The 18,907-nt window shown below is 60.1% G+C and carries 19 protein-coding genes; 10 read left to right on the forward strand and 9 right to left on the reverse strand.

The window, feature by feature from the left end; all coding sequences use genetic code 11:
* Positions 1-16: 16 nt before the first annotated feature.
* The 3 genes from NKK47_RS29935 to NKK47_RS29945 form a co-directional block, all read right to left on the reverse strand.
* Entirely contained in the window at positions 17-1,180 is a 1,164-nt protein-coding gene (locus tag NKK47_RS29935) for an NAD(P)/FAD-dependent oxidoreductase (protein ID WP_352579299.1), read from the reverse strand.
* Positions 1,181-1,252: 72 nt separating this feature from the next.
* A complete protein-coding gene (locus tag NKK47_RS29940) occupies positions 1,253-2,035 on the reverse strand; it encodes a pyrroline-5-carboxylate reductase (RefSeq protein WP_352579300.1) in 783 nt (260 codons plus the stop codon).
* An 85-nt stretch (positions 2,036-2,120) separates the two neighbouring features.
* The gene (locus NKK47_RS29945; protein ID WP_352579301.1) at positions 2,121-3,494 is read right to left on the reverse strand and encodes an NAD(P)/FAD-dependent oxidoreductase; all 1,374 of its coding nucleotides are present in this window, start codon (positions 3,492-3,494) and stop codon (positions 2,121-2,123) included.
* 215 nt (positions 3,495-3,709) lie between these two features.
* Between NKK47_RS29945 and NKK47_RS29950 the strand changes: the two genes are divergently transcribed.
* Positions 3,710-5,146, forward strand: a complete 1,437-nt coding sequence (locus NKK47_RS29950) for an NAD-dependent succinate-semialdehyde dehydrogenase (protein ID WP_352579302.1) — start codon at positions 3,710-3,712, stop codon at positions 5,144-5,146.
* An 88-nt stretch (positions 5,147-5,234) separates the two neighbouring features.
* Here NKK47_RS29950 and NKK47_RS29955 read toward each other — a convergent pair whose 3' ends face one another.
* The 6 genes from NKK47_RS29955 to NKK47_RS29980 form a co-directional block, all read right to left on the reverse strand.
* Complete coding sequence (locus NKK47_RS29955; RefSeq protein WP_352579303.1) at positions 5,235-5,960, reverse strand: ABC transporter ATP-binding protein; 726 nt, start codon at positions 5,958-5,960, stop codon at positions 5,235-5,237.
* Positions 5,961-5,962: 2 nt separating this feature from the next.
* Entirely contained in the window at positions 5,963-6,727 is a 765-nt protein-coding gene (locus NKK47_RS29960) for an ABC transporter ATP-binding protein (protein WP_352579318.1), read from the reverse strand.
* Between the two features lie 2 nt (positions 6,728-6,729).
* The gene (locus NKK47_RS29965) at positions 6,730-7,689 is read right to left on the reverse strand and encodes a branched-chain amino acid ABC transporter permease (protein ID WP_352579304.1); all 960 of its coding nucleotides are present in this window, start codon (positions 7,687-7,689) and stop codon (positions 6,730-6,732) included.
* Positions 7,689-8,600 (reverse strand): branched-chain amino acid ABC transporter permease, encoded by a 912-nt coding sequence (locus NKK47_RS29970; RefSeq protein WP_352579305.1) that lies wholly within the window; start codon positions 8,598-8,600, stop codon positions 7,689-7,691. Before NKK47_RS29970 ends, NKK47_RS29965 begins: the two co-directional genes overlap by 1 nt.
* A 120-nt stretch (positions 8,601-8,720) precedes the next feature.
* A complete protein-coding gene (locus NKK47_RS29975; RefSeq protein WP_352579306.1) occupies positions 8,721-9,842 on the reverse strand; it encodes a branched-chain amino acid ABC transporter substrate-binding protein in 1,122 nt (373 codons plus the stop codon).
* A gap of 168 nt (positions 9,843-10,010) precedes the next feature.
* Positions 10,011-10,661 (reverse strand): RraA family protein, encoded by a 651-nt coding sequence (locus tag NKK47_RS29980; protein WP_352579307.1) that lies wholly within the window; start codon positions 10,659-10,661, stop codon positions 10,011-10,013.
* A gap of 238 nt (positions 10,662-10,899) precedes the next feature.
* Here NKK47_RS29980 and NKK47_RS29985 point away from each other — a divergent pair, with 238 nt between their 5' ends.
* The 9 genes from NKK47_RS29985 to NKK47_RS30025 all read left to right on the forward strand — a co-directional run bounded on the left by NKK47_RS29985 (position 10,900) and on the right by NKK47_RS30025 (position 18,827).
* Positions 10,900-11,676 (forward strand): SDR family NAD(P)-dependent oxidoreductase, encoded by a 777-nt coding sequence (locus NKK47_RS29985; RefSeq protein WP_352579308.1) that lies wholly within the window; start codon positions 10,900-10,902, stop codon positions 11,674-11,676.
* Between the two features lie 6 nt (positions 11,677-11,682).
* Positions 11,683-12,345: a 5-oxoprolinase subunit PxpB gene (gene pxpB, locus NKK47_RS29990; RefSeq protein WP_352579309.1), complete on the forward strand. Its 663-nt coding sequence runs from the start codon at positions 11,683-11,685 to the stop codon at positions 12,343-12,345.
* Positions 12,342-13,316 carry a 5-oxoprolinase subunit C family protein gene (locus NKK47_RS29995; protein WP_352579310.1) on the forward strand — a complete coding sequence of 325 codons (975 nt, stop codon included), beginning with the start codon at positions 12,342-12,344 and terminating at the stop codon, positions 13,314-13,316. The genes pxpB and NKK47_RS29995 overlap by 4 nt, the downstream gene beginning before the upstream one ends.
* 350 nt (positions 13,317-13,666) lie before the next feature.
* Entirely contained in the window at positions 13,667-14,488 is an 822-nt protein-coding gene (locus NKK47_RS30000) for a transporter substrate-binding domain-containing protein (protein ID WP_352579311.1), read from the forward strand.
* Between the two features lie 106 nt (positions 14,489-14,594).
* On the forward strand, positions 14,595-15,257 hold the full coding sequence (locus NKK47_RS30005; RefSeq protein WP_352579312.1) for an amino acid ABC transporter permease: 663 nt from the start codon (positions 14,595-14,597) through the stop codon (positions 15,255-15,257).
* Positions 15,258-15,265: 8 nt separating this feature from the next.
* On the forward strand, positions 15,266-15,916 hold the full coding sequence (locus NKK47_RS30010; protein WP_352579313.1) for an amino acid ABC transporter permease: 651 nt from the start codon (positions 15,266-15,268) through the stop codon (positions 15,914-15,916).
* Positions 15,913-16,635 carry an amino acid ABC transporter ATP-binding protein gene (locus tag NKK47_RS30015; protein WP_352579314.1) on the forward strand — a complete coding sequence of 241 codons (723 nt, stop codon included), beginning with the start codon at positions 15,913-15,915 and terminating at the stop codon, positions 16,633-16,635. Before NKK47_RS30010 ends, NKK47_RS30015 begins: the two co-directional genes overlap by 4 nt.
* A gap of 124 nt (positions 16,636-16,759) precedes the next feature.
* The gene (locus tag NKK47_RS30020; RefSeq protein ID WP_352579315.1) at positions 16,760-17,785 is read left to right on the forward strand and encodes a proline racemase family protein; all 1,026 of its coding nucleotides are present in this window, start codon (positions 16,760-16,762) and stop codon (positions 17,783-17,785) included.
* 34 nt (positions 17,786-17,819) lie between these two features.
* A complete protein-coding gene (locus NKK47_RS30025) occupies positions 17,820-18,827 on the forward strand; it encodes an Ldh family oxidoreductase (protein WP_352579316.1) in 1,008 nt (335 codons plus the stop codon).
* The last annotated feature ends 80 nt before the right edge of the window (positions 18,828-18,907 follow it).

Below are 18,907 nucleotides of genomic sequence, written 5' to 3' on the forward strand. Positions count from 1 at the left end.
GCTCCATCTTTGGGCGTCAGATGATACCCCTCTCGTGTAGAGGCGAGCCATCCAACAGACGCTGCCAACCAAGGCGCGTCAGATCAATGGTTTCGTAGCGTCCCTTCAGGATGAGCTCGGCCATGGCGCGCCCACACCCTGGCGCGTGCATGAGGCCGTGGCCGGAGAACCCGGCCAGCATATGAAAGTTGCCGAGCCCGTCGGCTCCAGGTCCGATGATGACATTGCCGTCAAAATCATTCTGATCGTACAAGCCGGGAAGCGTGTTCTTGCACTTGGTTTTCTCGAACTGCGGAAAGCGGTGAGCAAGCGCCGGCCACACGACATTCTCGAAGTAATCGTGATCCACCTCGAAATTGTAGCCTCTCGGCTCTGCCAGCGTCGGAACACCGCCCGAATAGCCCTTCCCTTCGGGCCTGAAGGCCAGACGGTCTGGGTCCTTGAGGTAGGGCAGCGGCTCGATCGGATCTTCCGACTCAAAATAGTGCTCGAAACGACGAAGCGGTTCTATCGGAACCTTGATGTCGAGCATGGCGCAAATCTCCTTCGCCCATGCCCCGGCGGCGTTTACGAAGTGACTCGCTTCAATCTGCTCGCCCGACTTAAGTTGGGCGACGGTCAGGCTGTTCCCATGCCGCACCAGCCCTGTCACCTCATCGGCCAGAAATTCCGCGCCCATTGACCTTGCTTTCTTCCGAAAGCCCATCAGCACGCTGTGCGGATCAAGCCAACCGTCATCTGGAGAATAGACGGCAGCGCCGAGGTCCGAGACGTTCATCGAAGGGAATTTGTGCTGGATCTCGTCAGGCTCGAGCCAGACGACATTGCAGCCAAGCTGCTGTTCGATGTCGAAATTTTGCTTTAGCATGTCACGGGCGGAAGGAGGAACGATGAAAAGGTATCCGTTCTTCCTGAGTCCGATCTGCGCTTTCGCGCCGTCCACCGCCATCGTTTCTTCGAACGCGTCGAAGAAAGGTATGCTGAAGTTCGACAATTCGATGTTCTCCGGCAAGGAGAAAAGCCTGCGCACCCCCCCCGATGCACGCGGCGTCGAAGCCTCTCCATAAGTGGGGTCGCGCTCGACGACAACAACACCGACGTTGGGGTCGAAAAGCTTCAAGAAGTAAGCGACTGCCGACCCGATGGCGCCGCCACCTATCACCACTACATCCGTCTTCACGTCATCTCCTATGTATCTTACCGCGATCGGACTACGCAAAGAGCCTGTTGAGGCCTTTCCGCAATGCCGATCTCACGTCTCCTCGCACGCGCTGCGAATGCATTCGGCAACGGCCTCCAGAGCTGTCGTTAGCGCCTTGGTACCCCCCGCCTCATCGAAGCGGCGGAACAACTGCTCGTTCAGCCCGCCAACCGTCGTGTGGCCGATGCGTAAATCCTCAAAGCTCTTCTCGGGCGCCCGAAGCGCGCTGTCGGCCAAGCCGTAGAAAAATGGCGCAAGATACGCCTTGGCCTTGTCGTAACGCACGCCGGTGGAGCAAAGCCATTCGGCGCATGTCTCTGCGACCCCGAAATACGTGCCCATCAGGGCCGCGGCGACCGCGAATGCATCGAATTCGTCGACCGTCTCGCAATTTACCACCGCGCCCATGGCGGAGAAGATTTCGGTGAGCACCTCCGATCGCGGATAGACCACGGTAACGCCGTTTAGGTCCGCAACGAAGGGGAGCGGGACGGCCCTGGCGATCTCGATGTCTTGGCCGATCCACTCCCTCAGCACCGGGATCGGAACGGTCGCGATCAGGCTTGCTACCTTCTTGCCGGACGAAAAATGGAGTGGCCGAAGAACGGCCTCAGCGATCTGCAGGCGGATGGCAAGAAAGACAACGTCGGAACTCGTGACAACGTCCTGGTTGTCTGTGCCTATCCGGACAAGGGGCGACACCTCGCTCAGTTTCCTCGCCGTCCTCTCGGAACGGGGCGAGACCACGATTTCGGAAACGGGAAACCGGGCCTTCAGCAGGCCGGTCACAATCGCCTCGGCAATGACGCCAGTCCCGATGAAACCGATCTTCATGGCGCTGCTCGCGCGACCCGTTTCACGCCCCCCAGGGCCAGAAATGGGAGCAGCGCCCGGCCTGCCCAATCGGAAGCGCGGTCCATCACAGCACGCCGCGGTTCTGGGCAGCGGCCAGATCCGCCATGATCGCCGGATCCTGATAGCGCGAAGGAGAAAGCGTCCTCGCATAAGGAACGAGCTGGCCTCCCATCACCCAGTCGGCGCAGATCAGCCCGGTGCTGCACGCGGCCATCGTTCCGAAGCCGGAAAGTGCTCCAGCCACGAATGCGCCGGGTGTCCGCATTGGCCCGATCAGCGGCCAGTTTTCCTCTGTCATGGTGTAGTAACCGCCATAGTGATGGGCTCCTCGGGGGAGATGACCGACATAGGCTCGCAATGCCGGCTGGAGACGACTCGCGGCGCGAAGAACGATATCCGGGAAATAGTCTTCCCTGGGCTCCGCTTCGCGCGGTTCCGACGCCCGTTCGTTGAACGCCCATCCGAGCTTGATCCATTTGCCGCCTTCCGCCCCGTCAGGTCGGCAGTGGATGCCGCCGCTGATGAATTCGGTAAGCCGCGCCGTGGCGGGGTCTTCAGCGAGGATCGCGCATTCCTCGCTGGTCCAGTTCAGCGTCTGGCCATCGAGGTCGATCGAGAACGGCAGGTTGCGCGGCACGGCGCCCTCTTGATCCTCGAATGCGATCTTCTGCTGGTAAACGCAGGATACCGGCAAATCCTCGTCCATGAGCTTCGCCACATCCTTGAGGTAAGGACCGGCCGCGTTCACGATGCGGTCAGCGCGAAGCGAAATCACCTGGTCATGGGTTCTGATGGACAGATCGAACGGGGAAGCACCGTCGATGGCGACGACTTCGCCACGAATGAGCTGGCCGCCCGCTGCCCTGATCATCTCTAGCATATATTGGCCGAGTTGCTGTCCGCTGATCGAGCCGGCGTGGCGGACATGCAATACCGTTCCCACATCCGTCGCGAAGGCCGGGAATGTTTGCCTAATTAGGGTTTGGTCGCACAGGACATCAACACCCTTTGGCGCATCCTCCCAGGCTGCCGACACCGCAGGTTTGTACGTGACATGCGGACCATTGCCTTTATGGATACGAATGTGTGTCTCGGATTCGTCGGCGTAGCCTTGGTACAGATCCGCTATGAGATCGGAAGGATCGTTCCTGCGCGTCACCAGGGCGTAGCCTCGTCGCGTCATGTTTATTCTGTTGCCGGTCTCGCGGGCGATTTCCTCAAGCAGCCTGATGCTGTCATTGGTGAAGGCCGTCATGACGGGGTGCGGCCACCAGTTGCGATAATTCTCACCAGACTGCGCTGAAGTAAGGCTCATCGGATCGCGCGGATCGACGAGAGCAATCCTCGAAACGCCATACTTCCTGATAAGATAGTACGCCACGGCGAGACCGATGCTGCCTGCTCCGATCACCGCGACCTGGACATCATTTCTGTTCATCGTGCCTCCTCCAAACAGCCGCGATCTGAACCGCTGATCGAAATTCCCCGTGTCGGGAATTGGCAGCTTCGAGTTTATGCGATCAATGTCAATTGCATATTATAGTGACAGGATTTATACAATATGGCACACGGTTACGCGATACAAAAATTGCTGCCCCATGTGTGTGCGGGGCTACGCTCCGGAACGCGACGGAGCCGGACAGAGGTTGGCAAATGTACCAAGAGACGATCGAGCTTCTCATCGATGGCGAGTGGACACGCGGCAGCGATGGCAGCACCCTGCCGCTGATAAATCCCGCCACGGAGGAGGAGATTGGCAGTGTGCCATGCGCAGCCAGGCAGGATCTTGACCGCGCACTCGATGCGTCGCGTCTGGCGTTTCTCAGTTGGAAGAAAACCACGGCGGCGTTCCGCTGGGAGATTCTGAGCCGGGCCGCGGACCTCATCGAAGCGCGCAAGGCGCAGATCGCTCGCACGCTGACAATGGAAAACGGCAAGGCGCTTGCGGAAGCCGAGGGAGAGTTGCAGTTCTGCGCCGATGCCACACGTTGGTATGCCGAGGAAGGCAAACGCGCCTATGGGCGCCTGATCCCCGCCAGAAGCCCAGACATCCGGCAGATCGCACTGAAAGAGCCGGTCGGCCCTGCCCTCGGTTTCGCCGCCTGGAACTTCCCCGCCGGCAACGTGACGCTGAAAATCGCAGCCGCGCTTGCGGCTGGCTGCGCGATCATCGTCAAGCCAAGCGACGAGACGCCTGGCACTGCGGTTGCCATCGGACGATGTTTCCAGGACGCCGGTCTGCCGGCCGGAGCGCTCAACATCGTGTTCGGCCCGCCCGCGCCGATTTCCGAGCATCTCATTGCGTCAAGAATACCAAAGAAGGTCTCCCTGACCGGATCGACGCCAGTGGGCAAGCTCCTGCAACGGCTGGCTTCGGAAACGCTGAAGCGCTGTACGATGGAACTGGGCGGACACGCCCCTGTCGTGGTGTTCGACGATGCCGACCTCGACCACACACTAGCTGTGCTGACTGCCGCCAAGTACCGCAATGCGGGACAGGTTTGTACCTCCCCTACCCGCTTCTACATTCATGAAGGCGTTTACGAGGCCTTCATCGCAGGCTTCGTGGAGCGGAGCAAAAAGGTGGTGGTTGGCAATGGGCTCGACGCTGGCGTGCAGATGGGCCCGCTCATTACCGCAAAACGCCTCGACATCATGGACGGCTTCGTCCAGGACGCGGTCGCGAAAGGCGCGTCCATCGCGCTCGGCGGCGAACGGCTGAACAAGACAGGCTATTTCTACGCACCCACCGTGCTTCGCGACGTTGACGACACTGCACGGGTGATGAACGAAGAGCCGTTCGGACCTTTGTCACAGATCACGCCGTTCCGGTCGATGGAGGAGGTGATCGAGCGGGCGAACTCACTTCCGTTCGGGCTGGCCTCTTATGTCTTCACGAGCAACGGCTCGACCGCTGCCGTCATGAGCGATGCGCTGGAGACGGGCGTTGTCGGCATCAATCATACGTCGGTGCACGAGCCGGAAACGCCTTTCGGCGGCATCAACGAGTCCGGCTATGGCGCCGAAAGCGGTGTAGAAGGCCTCGAGGCCTATCTCAGGACAAAAATGGTGAGCGACAGGCGCATCTGAGGGCGGCTGGAAACGTCGCTCGGCGACTGACGCAACCTAGGTTGGTTTGCGGCGACGGCGGTTTTGCCACGCTGCGCGGAACCGAACCTCAGGCCGCATTGCCGAGATAGGCACCGATGACGGCGTCGTCATTGGCAAGGACGCTTCCTGGCCCCTCGAGCACGATGCGGCCCGCTTCCAGCACGTAGCCGTAGTCGGCAAACTTCAGGGCGACCTTGCTGTTTTGCTCGACAAGTAAAATGGTGACGCCCTCGCGATTGAGGCGCTGCACGATGTTCATCACTTCCTTGATCAGTTGTGGCGCCAAACCCATTGAAGGCTCATCGAGCAACAGGACCTTGGGCGAGGCCATGAGCGCTCTTCCGATGGCGAGCATTTGCTGCTCCCCACCCGAAAGATTACTCGCGTCGCCGTTCTGACGACGGGCCAGGATCGGGAAGATCTCGAAGACATGGTCCATACGGCGGCGGCGCTCGACGTCATTGGCCAACGTGAACGATCCCAGATCGAGGTTTTCCTTAACCGTCATGCCACCGAATATGCGGCGCCCCTCGGGAACATGAACCAAGCCGCTATGGGGCAAGCGGTGCGCGGGAACCCTGGTGATGTCTTCGCCGAGAAAACGCACGGTACCGGACGAAGCCGTCAGCAGGCCCGACAGGGTCCGCAATGTCGTGCTCTTGCCGGCGCCGTTGGCGCCGAGAAGCGCCACAATCTGACCTTTTTTGACGGTGAGGCTGACGCCATGAAGCGCTTCGATGCTCCCGTAGCGAGCGACGATGCGGTCGGCCGAGAGGACGATTTCGGAGTCCATGGTCACTCCTCCGTACCAAGATAGGCTTCAATGACCTTACGATCCGAGCGGACTGTTTCCGGCGTTCCGTCCGCGATTTTCACGCCGTGATCGAACACGACGATTTTCTCCGAGACCTGCATGACCAAACTCATGTCATGCTCGATCAAAAGCACGGTCACGCCGGCCTCGTCCCGAATGCGGCGGATCAGCTGTACAAGCTCAGCCTTCTCTCGCTCGTTCAGTCCCGCGGCAGGTTCGTCCAACAGGACCAGCTCTGGCTTCGACGCCAGTGCCCTGGCCAGTTCCAGCCGACGCTGATCTCCATAGGACAGCCCGCCGGCGAGACGCGAGGCGTGGTCCCGGATACCGACGAAGTCGAGCCAGCGCATGCCGACCGACCGGATCTCCTCTTCCTCGCGCCGTTGAGAAGGCAAATGCAAAATGGCGGAGACGATGCCATGATGGGTCCGGCAGTGTTGCCCCGACATTGCGTTTTCCAGCACCGTCATCTCCTTGAAGAGCCGGATGTTCTGGAACGTGCGCGCAAGGCCGAGAGCAGTAATACGATGCGGCGGCAGGCCGGCAACAGCCTCGCCAACAAGCGTAATCGATCCCGCCTTCGGTTTGTAAAACCCGGTAAGGCAATTGAAGAGCGAAGTCTTGCCCGCACCGTTTGGTCCGATGAGGCTGTCGATCGCGCCCTTCTCGACCGAGAAGGAGATGTCGCGCAAAACCTGCAGGCCGCCGAAGCTGAGCTGCAATCCATTCACTTCAAGCAGTGCCATGGTCAAACCCGCTTGTCCGGCCAAAGACCACTCGGCCTGAACAGCATGATCGCGAGCAACGCAACGGCGGTCACCAGCGGACGATACGTGCCGGCTCCGCGCAACGCTTCGGGAAGGAGCGCGATCAAGACTGCCCCGAGAACAACACCGGGAATGCGGCCCATTCCGCCGAGCACAACGCCAAGCAGAATGAGCAGCGACTGGCTGAAGGTGAAGCTCTCCGGCGAAATGGCGGTCATCTTGGCCGCGTAAAGACATCCCGCGACCGAGGCGATCACCGCGCCCATCATGTAGGCCTGCAGCTTCGCCGAGACGCGGTTGATGCCAATGCCGGCGGCAGCGTCCTCGTCGTGGCGAACGTAGAGCCAGGCTCGCCCCATGCGCGAGCGCTCCACGCTTACGCACACAAAGATGGTAATCAGCGCCAGCACCAGGAACAAATAGTAAAAGTGCTGCACCTGCACCAGTTTCAGGCCGAATATCTCCGGGCGCTCGATGCCGACGAGACCGCTTGCTCCACCTGTTATGTCAAGGTTGCGTGCGACGATTCGCACGATCTCTCCGAACCCTAACGTGACGATAGCGAGATAGTCGCTGCGCAGTCTGAGCGTCGGAGCCCCAATTATGATACCTGCAATACAGGCAACAATCATGGCGACCGGAATGGTGAGCCAGAAGTTGAAACCGAATTCCGTCGTCAGGATGCCGGCAGTGTAAGCGCCGACAGCGAAGAATGCGGCATAACCGAGATCGAGCAGCCCCGCATAGCCGACGACGATGTTGAGACCGAGGCACAAAGTGACATAGAGCAGCACATTCGTTGCCACTTCCGTGACATAGGCGTTAGCAAAATGCGGGAGGACCAGTGCGCAGGCCAGCGACGCCAGCGCGAGCACGGTGAGGGAACGGTCCGTCGATCGTGACGGCGCAAGGGCGGTCATGGCTTTTGTTCCGTCCGACATCAGACGCGCTCCACGATAGAGCGACCGAGAATTCCGGTTGGCTTCAAGACCAGGAACAGGATCAAGGCACCGAAGACGAAAACGTCACGCCACTCCGAGCCGACGAAGGGCAAGGAGGACCCGAATGCCTCCAACAGCCCGAGCAGCAGCCCGCCGAGCATGGCCCCCGGCACGCTTCCGATGCCGCCGATGACTGCCGCTGTAAAGGCCTTCAGCCCCATGATAAAGCCCATGAAGAAGTGGGCGCTGCCATAGTATGCGCCAGCCATAACGCCACCGCCCGCCGCCAATGCCGAGCCCATGAAGAAGGTCAGCGAGATGACCCGATCGACATCGATGCCCATCAGTCGGCTGGCCCCCATATCGATCGACACGGCGCGCATGGCCTTGCCGTACATGGTGCGCGAGATGAATATCTGCATGCCCGCCATCAGGGAGATGGAAGCGGCGACAAGCACCATCTGCGTGTAGGTGATGTGGACCGATGAGACATCAACGCCGGCAAAACCGAGATCCGTGTTGAATGCGTAATGTTTTCCGCCGGTGAAAGCGAGCGCCGAACCGTTCAACACCATGGAGGCGCCGAGCGCCGTGATAAGGATCGACAGGCGCGGCGCGTTGCGCATCGGCCGATAGGCGAAACGCTCGATGACGACGCCGAGCAAGCCGACAACCAGCATCGACACCAGCAGGGCGCAGACAACGCCCAGCCAGCCGTTGCCAACCCATAGGCCCACGACGGAAAACACAATGAGGCCGACGAAGGCCCCGCTCATGTAGATGTCGCCATGGGCAAAATTGAGAAGCTTGATGACGCCGAACACCATGCTGTAGCCAAGCGCAATCAAAGCATAGAACGATCCTACGATGAGGCCGTTCACCAATTGCTGGATAACAAGATCAAATGTCATTGGCCCGTTCTGCAACGAGATCGAGTAATTTGCGGGTTTGCGCGCCACGCCAGGCGTAGCAACCAGACGGCAGCCGGAAAATCAGGAGGGCAGAAGCTGCCTGCCCTCCTCCGATCTCTACTACTGGACTAGGGTCCACGCCCCGCCCTTGGCGACCAGAGGCCGGAAGTTGGAGCCCTGAAGCGTGTTCTTGTCGGAGAATTTGATCTCGCCCGCGAGACCTTTGAAGTCCGAGGCCTTGAGCGCTTCGATGATCGCCTTCGCATCGGTGGACTTGGCTCGGGAGATTGCGTCGGCGATCAGGTTCCCGCCATCGTCGGAGAGCGCGGCATACGCACCGGCGTCGCGCCCGTAGGCTGCCTTGTAGCGGCTCTTGAAATCGGCAGCACCCGGAAGAAGGTCGACCGTCGGCGGCGAGAGAAGGAAGGCGCCTTCGGCGGCGGAACCGGCGATCTGAAGATATTCTGGCGAGTTGTTGCCGTCGCCAAGCACAATTCCACCTTGGAAGCCGGCTTGACGAAGCTGCTTGGTCAGCAAGGCGCCCCCGGCATGATAGGCGGTCCAGAACACGGCGTCGGCACCGCTGGATTTGATCTTGGTAACGACCGCCGAGTAGTCCTGCTCGCCCGCGGTCGTGGTTTCTTTTGCGGCAACCTCGCCGCCATCCTTCTTGATCGCCTCCGCAGTCAGTTTGGCGAGGTCGGACGAGTATGCGTCGCCTTCGTCAACAACCGCGATCTTCTTGTAACCGTTCTTCTTGAAGAGTTCGACCGCGGTAATGGCCTGCATGTCGCCGGTCGAGTTGATCATGAAGGCATTGCCTGCATTCGCGGCAACGAGTTTCGTCGAGTTCGCGCCAATGATGACGAACGGAATGCCGGCGTCGCCGTAAATCTTCAGCGTCGGCAGCACCGCGCCCGAGCAGTAGCCGCCAACAATGGCTGTAACACCGTCGGAAATGAGCTTGCTGCCCGCGGTCACACCCTGCTGTGGATCACATGCATCGTCAGCGGTAACCGTGGTAATGGTATCGCCGTTGACCCCGCCTTTGGCATTGATATCAGCGATGGCCAGTTTGACCGCATTCTCCATATCTTGGCCCTCGCTCGCCAGCTGGCCGGTCATCGGAGCGATAATCCCGATCTTGATCTCTGCGGCCGAAGCCGCGGTGGTCAGCACAAGCCCGGCGAGTGCCGTGGTGCAGGCAAGCCTTTTGAAGGACACGATCATTGGTATCTCCATTTTCCCCTGTTGAGCAGACGGACGATCATCCGCATGCGGTTTATTTGCCTTGCTTCCGGACCGCTTTGCAGGTCAGGCGAGGTCTTCTTGCCTCTCAGTTTGATACAAGGCATATTTAATACGATCCATATCATATTTTATACGATCGTCAACAACCTTATAATGCCCTCATTCAATATGACCGCCGTTGGAGGCTGGAGCCTTCTGGGCATAGGCGCCTTGGTAGCGGTTCTCGCGAATGCTGGTCATGATCTCGACCTCACGCGCCTCTTGCGCCCGAACGGCGGCCAGCAAGGCCGTGGCGCCATCGATTGGAAACGCCACGACGCCATCCTCGTCGCCGACGACGATGTCACCTGGACCGACGACCATTCCGCCGACGCAGACCGAAACGTTGATGGCGCCAGGGCCATCCTTGTAAGGGCCGAGATGGATGGCCGACCGTGCGAAGCATGGAAACGGACTGCGGCCGATGGCGCCCGCATCGCGAATGGCGCCGTCGATGACAATGCCGGCGGCGCCGCGTGACGCCGCGACACTCGTCATGATCTCGCCGACCAGCGCGCGCCCCTCGTATCCACCGCCATCGACGACAATGACGTCTCCGGGCTGCAATAGATCGAGCGCGCGGTGGATGAACTGGTTGTCGCCGGGGCGAGTCCTGACCGTCAGCGCCCTCCCCGCCATCACGCCGCTCACACGATGAAATGGCCGCAACCCGACAGCCCCGGGGACACGAGCGAGATTGTCGCTGATCAACGGCGTAGCAAGCGCGCGGAACGCGTCTATCAGTTCGCTTGCTTGAAGCCCATCTGCCATCTCCAGTTCCCCCTTGCCGGCGCTTCTTGTGAATATAGTATCCAATCATAACCTCTTCGGCAGAGTCAACCGGCTTGCGGATGGACCTTCGAAAGAGCAAGAACCGCTCGAAACCACATAGTGTAAGCCAATGCGGTCAGCTAGCCGCCATTCACTCGGGCTTGCAATGGCGTCGAAGGTCAAGATAGATTGGATAACATATCCATAAATGCCGCAGTCGTGAAAGAGGGATTTGGTCGTGAAGCATGCAGGAAAAGTCGTGATCGTTACCGGGGCGGCACAGGGCCTGGGCCTTGCCTGCGCCGAGCGCTTTCACGCCGACGGCGCCAAGGTCGTGCTTGTCGACGTACAGGCCGATCGCGGGCGCGAGCATGCCGAACGTCTTGGCGAGCGAGCCGTCTGGCTATCCGCCGACCTTTCCGAAATCAGCAGGGACATGGCCGACGGCATCATTGCCAAGGCCATGCAAAGCTTCGGCGGTGTCGACGTGCTCATCAACAATGCCGGCATCATCCATCTGGACGATTTCGTCGACTTCCCCGAGGAGGCCTTCGACTTGGTTCAGCGCGTCAATCTCAAGGCGCCCTTCCTGCTCGGGCAGGCCGCGGCACGAGCCATGATCGCTCAAGGGCGCGGCGGCTCGATCATCAACATGTCCTCGATCAACGCCATTCTGGCCATTCCCAATTCCGTCGCCTATGCCGTCTCCAAGGGTGGCATCAAGCAGCTGACGGCGGTGATGGCGGTCGGCCTGATCCCGCACAACATCCGCGTCAACGCCATCGGCCCCGGCACCATCCTGACCGACATGGTCAAGAGCTCGGTCATGGCCAGCGAAGCGCAGCGCCAGACAATCCTGTCGCGCACGCCGAGCGGCCGGTGTGGCGAGCCATCGGAGATCGCCAGCGTCGCCTCCTTCCTGGCCAGCGACGACGCTTCCTACATTGTCGGCCAGACCATCTATCCGGATGGCGGTCGCCTGATCCTGAACTATACGATGCCGGTGAAGGACTGAGCGCCCATGGCCGTCAAGACGCCCAAGATCAGTCTTGCCGGATCAGGCGCGCTGCTGCTCGATGGCGCGCAGGGCGCCTTCAATGATGCCACCCAGGAACTGGTCTGGGCGGTAGGGAACGCCGCGTTGACCCTCGAAGGGGTGCGCGAGACCGTTCCCGGCATGAACAACCTGCTGGTGCTGTTCGACCCGCTCGCCACGGACGCACAAGACATCGGCGAGCAGCTGAAGACGCTTTGGGCCGGCACCAACGCCCATCCGGTTGCCGGCACGCATCATACCATTTCCGTCAGCTACGGCGGCGCGCGCGGCGAGGATCTCGCCAGCTGGGCAGCGCATTGCGGCCTGTCTGTCGACGAGATGGTCAGGCGCCACGCGGCGGCCACCTACACCGTTGCCGCCATCGGCGCCATGCCGGGCTTTCCCTATCTGTCTGGTCTCGACCCGCGGCTTGCCTGGGCGCGGCGCGGTACGCCTCGCCTCAAAGTCGCCGAGGGCGCGGTTATCATCGGCGGTGCGCAGGCCGGCATCATGCCCATGACCGCGCCGTCCGGATGGCACATTGTCGGCCATACCGACGTGAAGCTCTTTGATGTTAGGGCGGAAGCACCCGTGCTGCTCAGGCCCGGAGACGAGATTCGGTTCGCAATCGCGGATATCGAGGCATGATCGAGATCCTCACCACCGGCCTGCCGAACACGGTCCAGGATCTCGGCCGCCCCGGTCACCTGGCGCTGGGGGTCAGCCATGGCGGCGCCATGGACAGGCAAGCGCTGACAATCGCCAATCTCCTGCTGGGCAATGATCCCTCGGCCGCCGGGATCGAGGTCGCGCTTCATCCATTCCGGCTGCGTGCGCATGTCGACACCGCCGTCGCCGTCACCGGTGCGGATTGCACCGTCAGCGTCGGCGTTCGGTCCTGCCCGCCCTGGTGGGCAACACCGATCCGCGCGGGCGAGACCCTTGTCCTCGAAGCGCCGCGCGTCGGCGCTCGCTCCTACATTGCCTTCGCCGGCGGGCTCGATCTGCCGCCCGTCATGGGTTCGCGTGCGACGGATGTGAAAGGCAATTTTGGCGGGTTCGCGGGACGTGGTCTGTCCCGGGGTGACAGACTTGCGCTCAACCTCGCGCAATGCCCCCTTCCAGCAGGCGGCGTTGGCGCGGCGCTGGAGGAGCGACGAGGCACGGCCGACGACCTTACCAATACCATCGGACTGCGGGTTCTGCCGGCGGCAGAGTTCGACGCCTTCACGCCGGAGGCCCAGGCGGCTTTCACCGGTAGCGAATGGAGCATCACCAACGACGCCAATCGCATGGGATATCGCCTTTCCGGAGCGACGCTTTCCCTCGCCTCACCGGTGGAATTGCTGTCCCATGGTATCATGCCTGGCACCGTTCAAGTGCCGCCGTCCGGTCAGCCGATCATCCAGCTTGCCGATGCCAACACCTGCGGCGGCTATCCGAAGATCGCCACGGTGATCGAAGCCGACCTCTGGCGGCTGGCGCAAGCGCCGGTCGGCGCGCGCCTCCGTTTCTCACCTGTGTCGACCGCAGAGTCGACCGAGGCTCTGCGCGCACAACGCAACTGGCGCGAGGCCTTCGTGACGGCGCGCAGTCGTGCCTTCGGATATCGAAAATGATCCATTCGAGTCTCGAGGGCCAGAAATGAGCAGCACGGTTATCCTCCCCATCAGTGTCTTGCATGAGCGCGTCTATGCAATTTTCCGCAAGGCCGGACTGAACCCCATCCACGAGGAAGCGCTGTCTTAGATACCCGTATGGCTGGTTAATCGAACGCCCCACTATTTCGTGAGCGCCAATATTTCGTGAGCTCCAAACGAATTACGGATACACCATATAAGTTCGTAATCGAAACAAAGTTTCCTATAGTGTTGACAGAGAGCGGCGGCCGTGCTCGACTGGCTTCAACGGCGACAAGGCATCTTCAGAATGCCGGCGCCGGGCTCAAGCTCAACGAAAGGGGAACCTCATGTATCAGAAAACCACTCAATTGCTCGGAGCTGCCGCGCTTTGCCTGGCCGTTACCGCACTCCCAGCCGCGGCCGACAAACTCGACGACATCATCAGCTCCGGCACACTTCGTTGCGCCATCACACTCGACATTCCGCCGAATGGCTTTCGCGATGCGAACAACGAGCCTGCGGGGTTTGACGTGGACTACTGCGGCGATCTGGCCAAGATCCTTGGCGTGAAGCTGGAGATAGTCGAAACCCAGCTTCCGGATCGCATTCCGGCGATCTCATCAGATCGTGCGGATATTGCGGTCGCCTCAACCTCGGACACACTCGAGCGGGCCAAGGCGGCTGGATTCAGCATCCCATACTTTGCCTACAAGATCGTCCTGCTGACGCGCAAGGATACCGCTATCAACAGCTATGCTGATATAGGCGGTCATGTGGGCGGCAGCGTCGCCGGCAGTTTCGAAGGCGGACTCTACGAGAAAGATTTGAAAGCCATCGACGGCGACAAAGCGACCTTTCGCGCCTACCAAAGCCAATCCGACTCGGTCCTCGCCTTGACGCAGGGCCAGATCGACGCCTTGCCAATCGTCGTGACGATGGTGAAAGACCTGATGAGCAAATACCCGAACCTCAAGGTGGCGAGTGAAACGCCCTACGTTCCCGACTACGTTTCAATCATCACAACGCGCAACGAATATGGTTTGATCAACTACATCAACCTGTTCATTAACCAACAGGTGCGTACCGGCCGCTATGCTGAGCTCTATCACAAGTGGTTCGGCACGGACGCCTCGCCGGTCGATCTCACCGTCAAGGGCACCTACCGCTAGGCTGACGTGGCGGCCAGGTCCTCGTGCCTGGCTGCCAACCTTTTCCCGCCCGGTCCCAAGTCTTGGCGCACAGCAAGGCTGGTTCTCTAGAAAGGAACAGGCTTTCATGAACTATGTCTTCCAATGGGGGATCGTAACGCACGCGCTTCCTCAATTGTTCTCGGGTGTGTTGAATACCTTGGCGATCGCGCTGGCGACCATAGTGTTGGGCATTCCGCTGTCGATCGCACTCGCCAGCGCTCGTGATTCCAAGAATGCGGCGCTGCGTGGTCTTTCCATGGGTTGGGTCGAAATCGCCCGCAACACGCCGGCGCTGTTTCAGATTTATATGGTCTATTTCGGACTTGGCTCGCTCGGACTGCGCGTCGACTCAATGCCGGCCCTTATTGCCGGCATCACTTTCAACAACGCAGGCTATCTTGCCGAAGCCTTCCGCAGCGCCATGCGTGTCTTTCCCGAAACCCAGATCCGTGCCGCACGCTCGCTCGGCATGACCGGCCCCCAGGTCTTTTGGTACATCAAGCTGCCACAGGTGATGCGAGTCGTCTTCTATCCGATCACCAACCAACTGGTCTGGGCGATCCTGATGTCCTCACTCGGCGTGGTCGTGGGTCTGACTAACGATCTGATGGGCGTTACGCAGAATTTCAACGTGCGCACGTTCCGGACCTTCGAGTTCTTCGCGGTCGCGGGCGCAATGTACTACCTGCTCGCCAAATTGGTCACGGTGTCGGCACGCCTGCTTGGCAACCGCCTGTTCAGATACTGAGGCACGCCATGCTGGATATGTCGCTCGGCTTCCACGATTTCCTGTTCTTGCTCAAGGGCGCTGGCGTAACGCTACTCCTAACTTTCTGGGCGGTGCTTCTCGGGACGGTGGCAGGCATCGTCTTAGGCGTCATTCGCTCCGAAGGTCCCCTGGCCGTAAGTATTGTACTCGGCTTGGTTCTGGACATCTTCAAATCCGTCCCGCTGCTGATCCAGTTCGTGATCGCAGGCGCGGTCAATGCCATATTCCAGGTGCATCTGCCGATATTCACCGTCGCTTGCCTCGTCCTGTCGCTCTACTGCGCAGCCTATTGCGTCGAAATCGTCCGGGGCGGCATTCTGGCGGTCTCGCCCACGACGCGGCGCGCGGGAAGGTCGCTAGGGATGACCTACACCCAGGATCTGCTTTGGGTCGTGTTTCCGATCGCCATTCGGGTTGCCTTGCCAAACTGGACCAGCCTCTCGCTGGGTGTGATGAAAGATACCTCTCTCGTCCTCTGGATCGGGATCACCGAGCTTCTTCGCGCCTCGCAAACCATCGTCACACGAACACAGGAACCGCTTCTGGTTTTGGGAATCGCCGGCTTGTTCTACTTCGTTCTGAGCTTCCCGATCGCTCGCCTCAGCGCCTTCTTGGAAAAGAAATGGAATTGGGAATGATCGAGATCGAAAATATCCAGAAATCATTCGGGACACTTAAAGTCCTCGATGGCGTCAGCATGACTGTCAACAAGCGGGAGGTGTTATCGGTCATCGGTGGTTCGGGTTCGGGCAAGTCGACAATGCTAATGTGCATCAACGGGCTCGAACCGATCCAGAACGGGCGCGTCTTGGTCGACGGGACCGATGTTCACGCGCCCGGTACCGACCTGAACAGGCTTCGCCAAAAGATCGGTATCGTCTTTCAGCAGTGGAACGCCTTTCCACATCTCAGCGTGCTTGAGAACGTCACACTCGCATTGCGAAAGGTGCTGAAGAAGCGGCGTGATGAGGCGGAGGAGATCGCGGTCAAGCAACTCACCCATGTTGGTCTTGGCGACAAGCTCACGGTCTACCCGTCCAGGCTTTCCGGTGGCCAGCAGCAGCGCATGGCCATCGCCCGCGCGCTGGCTATGTCGCCCGACTACATGCTGTTCGACAAAGTGACATCCGCGCTCGATCCACAACTCGTAGGTGAGGTGCTCGATACCATGCGTATGTTATCCCACGAGGGTATGACGATGATCGTCGTCACACATGAAATCCCTTTCGCGCGAGAAGTATCGGATCGGGTCGCCTTCTTCCGCAATGGCAAGATCCATGAGATCGGTCCGCCCGAGCAGGTTATCGGCAGCCCGCAGATGCCCGAAACGGCGGCCTTCCTGAAATCGGTCCTGTAGCGCGTTGTAGTTCTCTCCGTCTTCCACAAGACGGCGGGCAGGACACTCTCCCTTCATACCAAACTGTCGACCACGACATACTCCTCGGCACCAAACGGCTCCATAGAAGAAAAGGACTGATTAGATGCGCTGGATAAAGGCCTTTACAGTGGTTGGGTGCCACGCATGCGGCGAGGTGGGCAATGTCGTTACCGGCGGTGTGATCGATGTGCCGGGCAATACGATGTTCGAGAAGAAGGAATATCTCGAATCCGATCTCGATCAATTGCGCCAGCTTCTCCTATTCGAGCCGCGCGGCGCACCTTATGTAAACGCCAACATCATCCTGCCGCCTTGCGACAAAACGGCCGATCTTGGCTATGTCATCGTCGAGAGCACGGAATATCCGCCCATGTCGGGCTCCAACACAATTTGCGTGGCTACGGTGGTGCTGGAAACCGGCATCCTCCCGATGCGGGAGCCCGTGACGAAGCTGCGCATGGAAGCGCCGGGCGGGCTTATCGAGGTCGATTGCAGCTGCGAGAACGGCAAGGTCACGCAGGTCGAATTCAAAAACGTTCCGGGCTTTGCGATCCATATCGACACGCCGGTCGAAGTCGCCGGCGTGGGCACGGTGACTCTCGACACCTCCTACGGCGGGATGACTTTCGCCCACGTGGATGCGCGCAAGCTTGGCTTCGCCATCACCCCAGACGAAGCGCATGAGATGTGCCTGCTCGGCCAGAAGATCAAGAAGGCCGTGAACGAGCAACTTAAGGTTGTTCACCCGGAAAATGCGAGAATCCGTGATGTGTCGAACGTCATCTTTGAAGGCGGCGTCGAGCGGGTCGACGACCGGCTGCAAAGCAAGAACGGGGTCGTCGTGCTTCACGGACGCCTCGACCGGTCGCCTTGCGGCACCGGTACAACAGGGCGTCTTGCGGTGATGTCGGCCAAAGGGTTGATCAAACCGGGGGAAAAGTTCCGAAACATTTCGATCACCGGCACGCATTTCGACTCGCACATCGTCGATACGACGAAGGTCGGGCCCCATGATGCGATTGTTGCGAAGATCGCGGGTCAGGCGTGGATCACCAGCATAGGCCAGTACGGCCTCGATCCTACCGATCCCTACCCGATGGGACACCGGGTTGCCGATGTCTGGTTCTGACTGTGTCGCGGATAACCGAGGGTCCGAAAGAGAAATGGCCGATAGCCGCCCTTTCGAGGAAGTCGTCGCACTCCTCAAGAAAATCCTGAGAAAGCATGGATATTCCGAAGCGGTGTCCTCAATCCTCGCGGCCAACTGCGCCGCAGCGCAGCGCGATGGCAGCACTAGCCACGGCGTCTTCCGTATTCCGAACTACATCAGCACGATCCAAAGCGGCTATGTGAGCGGAACGGTCGAGCCGCGTGTGGAAGATGTCGCGCCCGGTTTCATCCGAGCAGATAGCGGGAACGGATTCGCGCAGGTGGCTCTTGCAAAAGCCCGCAGCTTGCTGGAACAGAAAGCAAAGGCGAACGGGATTGCGATCCTTGCCATTCGCAATTCACATCATCTCGGGGCGCTCTATCTGGACATCGAGGACTTTGCGGAAAAGGGCTTCATAGCGCTTGCCTTCGTCAATTCGATGGCCGTGGTGGCGCCGCCAGAAGCCCATTCGCCCGTCTATGGGACTAACCCAATGGCCTTCGCCGCACCGCGCGAAGGTGCCGCACCGCTCGTTTTCGATCAGGCCTCCTCAAGCATGGCTCATGGGGATCTACAAGTCGCGCGCCGTGAGGGACGCCGACTCCCATCGGGTTGCGCCATCGACAGCAAAGGCATTGAAACCACAGACCCAGCCCAGGCTCTGGAGGGTGGCGCGCTGCTAACTTTCGGAGGACACAAGGGGGCGTCAATTGCACTGATGGTCGAACTGCTCTGTGCAGCTCTCGCGGGTGCGGATTTCAGCTACGAGGTCGATTGGTCGACGACGCCTGGTGCCAAGTCAGCCCGCACCGGCCAGACGATCATCCTGATCGACCCGAATACCGGGGGGGCCGGCCTTGCTCCTTTCCCGATGCGTGTCAATGATCTGGTGAGCGCGCTACGTGCCGCAGGGCAGCGCCGAATACCAGGCGACCGAAGGCTGGCCCGACGCTCGCCTCAGGGCGATGGCACTGTGTCCATTTCGAGAGAGGAGTGGGAGAGCCTAGTCGACATGACCTAGCCTGAAAAATTCACGGTGGGTTGGCGGATGTGGTTCAAGCCGTTGAAATGACGTAGAATTTGGTTGCTAAGGCCGATCCG

This window comes from Mesorhizobium sp. M0019 (genome assembly GCF_040323975.1).
Classification (GTDB): domain Bacteria; phylum Pseudomonadota; class Alphaproteobacteria; order Rhizobiales; family Rhizobiaceae; genus Mesorhizobium.